This is a genomic window from Micromonospora alfalfae (genome assembly GCF_022230925.1).
GTDB lineage: Bacteria > Actinomycetota > Actinomycetes > Mycobacteriales > Micromonosporaceae > Micromonospora > Micromonospora alfalfae.
Genome location: NZ_JAKKFH010000041.1, coordinates 59,556 through 66,768, shown reverse-complemented (window position 1 = coordinate 66,768; position 7,213 = coordinate 59,556). Strand labels below are relative to the sequence as shown.

The 7,213-nt window shown below is 70.6% G+C and carries 6 protein-coding genes and 1 pseudogene; all 7 read left to right on the top strand.

What is annotated here, in order from left to right; all coding sequences use genetic code 11:
* Positions 1–330, top strand: a pseudogene (locus MED01_RS28750) (hypothetical protein); the annotation flags it as partial.
* 572 nt (positions 331–902) lie between these two features.
* A complete protein-coding gene (locus tag MED01_RS28745) occupies positions 903–1,598 on the top strand; it encodes a hypothetical protein (RefSeq protein ID WP_238671629.1) in 696 nt (231 codons plus the stop codon).
* A 150-nt stretch (positions 1,599–1,748) separates the two neighbouring features.
* Positions 1,749–2,213: a DUF948 domain-containing protein gene (locus MED01_RS28740; protein WP_112677951.1), complete on the top strand. Its 465-nt coding sequence runs from the start codon at positions 1,749–1,751 to the stop codon at positions 2,211–2,213.
* 30 nt (positions 2,214–2,243) lie between these two features.
* Positions 2,244–2,549, top strand: a complete 306-nt coding sequence (locus MED01_RS28735) for a hypothetical protein (RefSeq protein ID WP_091401860.1) — start codon at positions 2,244–2,246, stop codon at positions 2,547–2,549.
* The gene (gene alaS, locus MED01_RS28730; RefSeq protein ID WP_238671623.1) at positions 2,546–5,224 is read left to right on the top strand and encodes an alanine--tRNA ligase; all 2,679 of its coding nucleotides are present in this window, start codon (positions 2,546–2,548) and stop codon (positions 5,222–5,224) included. Before MED01_RS28735 ends, alaS begins: the two co-directional genes overlap by 4 nt.
* A gap of 72 nt (positions 5,225–5,296) precedes the next feature.
* Positions 5,297–5,755, top strand: a complete 459-nt coding sequence (ruvX, locus tag MED01_RS28725; protein ID WP_238671622.1) for a Holliday junction resolvase RuvX — start codon at positions 5,297–5,299, stop codon at positions 5,753–5,755.
* Entirely contained in the window at positions 5,755–6,954 is a 1,200-nt protein-coding gene (gene mltG, locus MED01_RS28720; RefSeq protein WP_238671621.1) for an endolytic transglycosylase MltG, read from the top strand. Before ruvX ends, mltG begins: the two co-directional genes overlap by 1 nt.
* Positions 6,955–7,213 lie beyond the last annotated feature (259 nt).

The following is a 7,213-nucleotide window of genomic DNA, read 5'->3' as shown; positions in this document are numbered from 1 at the left end:
CGGAACGCGGCGCCGCCCGCCGGCCCGCCGGCCCGCCGGCCGACCCGGGCGCGGACGCACCGAACGGTCGTCGCGCGGTCCGGCCCGACGGGTCGGGATCCACCGGAGAGCACGCCCTCACCTACCCCCCGCCGCCCGGTGACCGCCCCGCCCGTGGGCGGGGCGCTGCGGCGGTGCCGACTCCGGACCCCACTGTTCAGCGCGGCCGTGCCGTGGCGGGGCCCGGCCCGGACGCACCGCCCGCCCCGGATCCGACCGGCCGACGACGGCGTGGACCGGCCGAATCCGGTCCCGACGGTACGGCTGTCCCCGGCCGACCCGGGCCGGTGAGCGACCACGGCGACGACCCCTACGCCGGTGGTCGACCCGGCGCCGGTCCCGCCGCTCGGGGCGCTGCCCGCTCCGTCCCACCGGGCCGGGCCCGGCCCATCCCGGGCGACGCGCCGGCACCCGGCGCCGCGCGCCGTGGCGCTGACGGCCCCCTGCGCCCCGGCCCGGGTGGCGATGCGGCACCCCGGGACGCGACCCGTCCGGACGGGTCGGCTCGTGCGGCAGTGCCGCCGGGTGTCGACGGTCCGCCACGTTCCCGTCCGGACGGTCCGGCTCGTGCCGCCGTCCGCCCACCCGGCGGGCAACCGCCAACCGACGACCGGACGACCGGTGAGCCCGGGCCGGCCCGTGGTGCGGCGCCGGCCGGGCGACCCGCGCCGGCCGACCGTGCCGCCGGACGCGCAGCGCCTCCGAGTCGGGAGCCCGGCCGTGCCGAGCCGAGCGGTGTCGCCCCCGTGCCGCCGCCCGGACGCGCCGCCGAGCCCGTCGGCGTGGCCCGCGCCGCCGCCGTGGTGCCCTCAGTGCCCGGCCCGGTGGACCGGCCGGAACCGGAACCCTCCGACGGGCCGCCGCTGCGCCCGGCCGGTCAGGACGCGCCGGACGACGACGCCGCACCGGGCGCCCGCTCCGAGGAACGCCGGCAGACCCGTGAACGACGCCGCCTGCGCGCGGCGGTGTTGGTGCTGGTCAGCGTCGTGCTGCTCGGCGCGCTGCCGCTCTTCTTCGGCATCCGGACGCTGAGCCGTGACCCGGTCTTCGACAACCTGGACCAGCTCGGCGTGCCCGGCTGGGCGGCCGCGAAGACTGTCGACGACGTCAGCGGCAGCCGCTGGTGCCTGCTCGACTGCCGGCTGCGGGAGCGCACGGTGACCTCGGAGAAGGCGCCAAAGGAGACGGCGCAGGTCTACGAGGACGCGCTGCGCCGGGACGGGTGGCAGCCGTGGAAGGTGAGCCGCTGCCCGGAGCAGCAGACGAAGGGCAGCTACACCTGCTGGCGTCGCGACGAGTTGACCCTCGACCTGTGGGTACGCGAACCGACCTGTGTGCCGCCGCCGGTGGACGGCGAGCCGGCGATCGTGCCGTCCGGCGACCCGTCGGCCGCTGCGACCGAGTGCACCGGCTCGTTGGTGTCGGTGAAGGTGCGCAATGCGATAGACGACGAGCGGACCAGGCCGCAGCCGACCACCGACCCGTCACTGACCGGTGAGGATCCGTTCCCAACTGTCAGTGCGGATCCGCTGGGTGAGCAGACACCCTCACCGTCCTGAGCCGGTCTCCATCACGGACGGTAGGGTCTGGGGCTGGCGGGCACGCCCGTCACCGGTGACCGCCGACGGCTCGGCGGCCGGTACGGGTGGCATGGTTGTGCGTTCCGGGGACGTCGGGTCCTGCGGAACTTCTGCTTGAGGAGGACAGGCGTGGGCGACATTGGAGCGATCGCGGCGCTGATCGCGGCATCCGCGTTCGCGGTGCTGGTGCTCATCCTGACGCTGCCCATCCTGCGGCTGCGGCACACGGTTGACGCCACCACCCGCATGATCAACGACCTGAACGACCGGACCGCGCCGCTGCTCGGTGACGTGAACACCACTGTGAAGAACGTCAACACCGCCCTGGAGCAGGTGCAGACCTCGCTCGACGGTGTGAACCTCCAACTGGCGAAGGTCGACACCATGACCAGCCACGCGCAGAACGTCACCGCCAACGTCGCCAACCTCGCCACCGTCGTCTCCGCCGCGGCCGCCAACCCCCTGGTCAAGGTTGCCGCGTTCGGCTACGGCGTACGCAAGGCCGCCGCCGGCCGCCGGCACGCCGAGACCGAGCGCGAGGTACGCGACACCATCAAGCAGCAGCGACGGGCCGCGCGACGCGGCAACAGCTGACCGACCCGGCGCACCAGGAGGTAGCGGGACATGAGGCGCTTGTTCTGGCTCGGCATCGGGGTGGCCGTCGGGGTGATCGTGGTCCGCAAGGCGACCCGGACCGCGCAGGCGTACACGCCGGCGGGCATCGCCAGCTCGCTGACGGAATCCGCTGGCGGGCTCGTCGAGTCGCTGCGTAGTTTCGTGGAGGACGTCCGGGTCGGGATGGCCGAACGCGAGCAGGAGATCCACCACGCGTTCGCCCAGGGCGAGGCGTTCGACGACAAGTTCGCCGACCTGCGGGAAGACCCGCGAATCGGCGATCGAGAAATCTTTCCGGAGGAACACCAGCGATGAAGACGGCGGAGATCAAGCGGCGGTACCTCGCGCACTTCGAGGCGAATGGCCACACCGTGGTGCCGTCCGCTCCGCTGCCCGCCATCAGCGACCCGAACCTGCTGTTCGTCAACGCCGGCATGGTGCAGTTCGTCCCGTACTTCCTGGGTCAGCAGACGCCCGCGTACCAGCGGGCGGTGAGCGTGCAGAAGTGCATCCGCACCCCGGACATCGACGAGGTCGGTAAGACCAGCCGGCACGGCACGTTCTTCCAGATGAACGGCAACTTCTCCTTCGGTGACTACTTCAAGGCCGGCGCGATCCCGCTGGCCTGGGAGTTGTCCACGAAGCCGATCGCCGAGGGTGGTTACGGGCTGGACCCGGAGCGGATCTGGCCGACGATCTACCTCGACGACGACGAGGCGTACGAGATCTGGCGGTCGGTCGGCGTGCCGGCCGAACGGATCGTGCGCCGGGGCAAGGCTGACAACTTCTGGTCGATGGGCATTCCCGGGCCGTGCGGTCCGTCGTCGGAGCTGTTCTACGACAGGGGTCCGGAGTACGGCCGCGAGGGCGGCCCGGCGGTCGACGAGGACCGGTACATGGAGTACTGGAACCTCGTGTTCATGCAGTTCGAGCGGGGTCCGGGCACGACCAAGGAGGACTACCCGATCCTGGGTGACCTGCCGGCGAAGAACATCGACACCGGCATGGGCCTGGAGCGGATGGCCTCGATCCTGCAGGGTGTCGACAACCTGTACGAGATCGACGAGGTCCGGCCGATCCTGGCCCGGGCGGCGGAGTTGACAGGCAAGCGGTACGGCGCGCACTCCGGGCATGTGGCCAGCGAGTCGCACCCGGACGACGTCCGGCTGCGGGTGATCGCCGATCACGTGCGCACGGCGTTGATGCTGATCGGCGACGGCGTGACCCCGTCCAACGAGGGTCGCGGCTACGTGCTGCGCCGGATCATGCGCCGGGCGATCCGGTCGATCCGGTTGCTGGGCTGGCAGGACCGGGCGCTGCCCGAGCTGCTGCCGGTGGCGCGGGACTGCATGGCGCCGTCGTACCCGGAGCTGGCCACCGACTTCGACCGGATCGCTGATTACGCGTACGCGGAGGAGGAGGCGTTCCTGTCCACTCTGCGGGCGGGCACCACGATCCTGGACACCGCGATCGCGGAGACCCGCACGGCGGGCGGCTCGGCGCTGTCCGGGGCGAAGGCGTTCCAGCTGCACGACACCTACGGCTTCCCGATCGATCTGACCCTGGAGATCGCCGCGGAGCAGGGCCTCACCGTCGACGACGAGGGTTTCCGGCGGCTGATGGCCGACCAGCGGACCCGGGCGAAGGCGGACGCGCAGGCCCGCAAGACGGGGCACGTCGACCTGTCGGCGTACCGGTCGGTGCTCGACGCGGGTGGGCCGGTGACGTTCACCGGGTACAGCGAGGTGTCCCGCGAGTCGACGGTGCGGGCGTTGCTCGGCGCCGACGGCCCGCGCCAGGCGGCGACCGAGGGCGACACCATCGAGCTGGTGCTGGACACCACCCCGTTCTACGCCGAGGGCGGTGGCCAGCAGCCCGACCAGGGCATGATCACGGTTGGTGGCGGGCAGGTCGAGGTGCTCGACGTGCAGCAGCCGGTGCCCGGTCTGATCGTGCACCGCGCCCGGGTGATCCGGGGCGAGGTACGCGCCGGTGAGGCCGGCTTCGCCGAGATCGACACGACCCGACGTCGGGCGATCTCCCGGTCGCACACCGCCACGCACCTGGTGCACCAGACCATGCGCAACTTCCTCGGTGAGTCGGCCACGCAGGCCGGGTCGTTGAACGCTCCCGGTCGGCTCCGGTTCGACTTCAACACCCCGACCGGGGTCTCGCCGAGCGTCCTGCGCGACGTGGAGCAGCAGGTCAACGAGGTGCTCCTGGCCGACCTGGAGGTGCACGCCTTCATCACCTCATTGGAGGAGGCGCGGCGGATCGGCGCGATGGCGCTCTTCGGCGAGAAGTACGGCGAGGAGGTGCGGGTCGTCGAGGTGGGTGACTACGCCCGGGAGCTGTGCGGGGGCACGCACGTGGCCCGTTCGGCCCAGCTCGGCCTCGTGAAGATCCTCTCCGAGTCGTCGATCGGTTCCGGCGTGCGCCGGGTCGAGGCGCTGGTCGGCATGGACGCGTTCGGGTTCCTGGCCAAGGAGCACCTGCTGGTCTCCCGGTTGGCCGAGCTGTACCGGGTGCCGAACGATCAGGTCGCCGACCGGGTGGAGCAGACCGTCACCCAGCTTCGGGACGCCGAGAAGGAGCTGGAGAAGCTGCGGGCCCAGCTGGTGCTGGGTGGCGCGGCGGCGCTCGCGGCGCAGGCCAAGGACGTGCGCGGGGTCGCGTACGTGGGCACCGAGGCGCCGGAGGGCGCGGCCGGCAACGACGTGCGCACCCTGGCCCAGGAGATCCGCGGCAAGATCGACCCGGCGCGGCCGGCGGTCGTGGCGGTGGCGGCGCGGTCGAACGGCAAGGCGTCACTGGTGGTGGCTGTCAACGCGGCGGCCCGCAGCCGGGGCCTGGCCGCGTCGGATCTGGTGAAGGCGGCGTTCTCCGGGCGCGGCGGTGGCAGTCCCGACCTGGCTCAGGGTGGCGGTCTGCCAGCGGCCGAGGCGCCGAACCTGCTGCTCACCGTCGAGAAGGCGATCACCGAGGCGTGATAGATCATCACTGTGAGTCAGGGCGGGCCGATTGGTCCGCCCTGGTTCGTTCCCGGCCGGTGGTGACGTTCGGTGGCTGAGTCGACGCGTGGTGTGCGGATCGGCGTGGATGTCGGTCAGGTGCGGGTGGGCGTCTCCCGCTCGGATCCGGACGGAATCCTGGCAACGCCGCTGGTCACCCTGGCCCGCGATCTCACGGCAGCGCCGGACGCGGTGCCGAGCGACCTCGCCGAGCTGGCCGCGCTGGTGGCCGAACACGAGGCCGTCGGGGTTGTCGTCGGTCTTCCGGTCAATCTCGCCGGCAAGCATGGCCCTGCGGCCGTCCATGTGAAGGCGTACGCTGACCGACTGGTCGATGTGATAGCGCCTGTCCCGGTAACGCTCACTGACGAGAGGATGTCGACCGTGGTCGCTTCTCGTAGGCTTGCCGAGCGTGGCGTCCGAGGTAAACGTCAACGTGCGGTTGTCGATCAGGCGGCCGCGGTGGAGATCCTGCAGAGCTGGCTGGACGCGCAGCGGAGGCGGACGTAATGATCGACGATCTGGATCTTGGGTTCGACGAGCCGGAGCGGGGGGAGAAGGGTCGGCACCGGCGCGGCTTCCGCAAGGGCAAGAGCGGGTCCGGCGGCGGCGGCGGCCGGGGCAAGACATTCCTGGCCCTGCTGATGGCCCTGTTCCTGTTGGGCGGCATCGGCGGCGGCGCGTTCTACGGCTTCGACCGCATCCAGAACTACTTCGTCACCCCCGACTACGACGGCAGCGGGGCCGGTGAGGTCACCGTCGAGATCAAGAACGGCGCGTTGATCGCCGACATGGCTGACGCCCTCGTCGCGGCGGACGTGGTGAAGAGCCAGAAGGCGTTCATCGAGGCGGCCGAGGCCAACTCGCGCAGCAAGAACATCCAGCCGGGCACGTACAAGCTGCGCAAGCAGATGAGCGGCACGAACGCGGTGACCGCGATGCTCGACCTGAAGAACAAGATCGTCAACGGGCTGACCATCCCCGAGGGCCGCACCAGCTTCAACATCTACAAGTTGCTCTCCGAGAAGACCAAGATCCCGGTCAAGGACTTCCAGGCCGCCGCGAAGGACCCGGAAGGGCTCGGCGTTCCGGACTGGTGGTTCGAGCGCGGCGACGGCAAGAAGAGCGTCAAGTCCGTCGAGGGCTTCCTCTTCCCGGACACGTACGAGATCCCGCCGAAGTCCACCGCCGAGAGCATCCTCAAGCTGATGGTGAACCGCTTCCTGTCGGTGACGGGGGAGATGAAGTTCGCCGACCGGGTGCAGGAGGAACGCAAGGTCAGCCCGTACGAGGCGCTGATCGTGGCCTCCCTCGCCCAGGCCGAGGCGGGCAACAAGGACGACCTCGGCAAGGTCGCCAGGGTGGCCTACAACCGCGCGTACGGCGAGTTCGATTGCAACTGCCTGGAAATGGACGTCACCGTCAACTACTACCTGGAGTCGATCGGTAAGCCGACCAAGTCGTCCAAGCAGATGACGGCGGCCGAGTTGGACGACCAGAAGAACCCGTACAACCGCAAGCTGCGCGGAATGATCCCCACCCCGATCAACAATCCGGGCAAGCAGGCCCTGGAAGGGGCGATGGACACGCCGCCCGGCAAGTGGCTCTACTTCGTGGCCATCGACGATAAGGGTCACTCCGCGTTCGCCGAGACGTACGAGCAGCACAAGCGCAACGAGAACAAGGCCAAGGAGGCTGGCATCATCTGACCGGCCGGGTCACGCCGTAAAGGCTCCCTTCCCACTGCGACCGCAATTATGGTCCCCGCCGGGAAGGGAGCCTTTGTGGTTCAGGTTCCCTTTTTGGTCGGCCCTTCCGTCGCCGAAAATGCTTTTACCAACGTCGATGGGGCGTCACGCGATGACGCGGTCGCCCGGGGTGGCCGCAGAGCCGGTTGCCTGGTGCCCGGGCCGGAGTGCTGGGTACTGTCGATTCCGACGTGCGCGGGAGAGCGGGGAAGTGATGTCG

Bases quoted from the DNA above. Each gene is read 5' to 3' on its own strand.
- mltG (WP_238671621.1), top strand. From the start codon at position 5,755: ATGATCGACGATCTGGATCTTGGGTTCGACGAGCCGGAGCGGGGGGAG.
- MED01_RS28735 (WP_091401860.1), top strand. From the start codon at position 2,244: ATGAGGCGCTTGTTCTGGCTCGGCATCGGGGTGGCCGTCGGGGTGATC.
- alaS (WP_238671623.1), top strand. From the start codon at position 2,546: ATGAAGACGGCGGAGATCAAGCGGCGGTACCTCGCGCACTTCGAGGCG.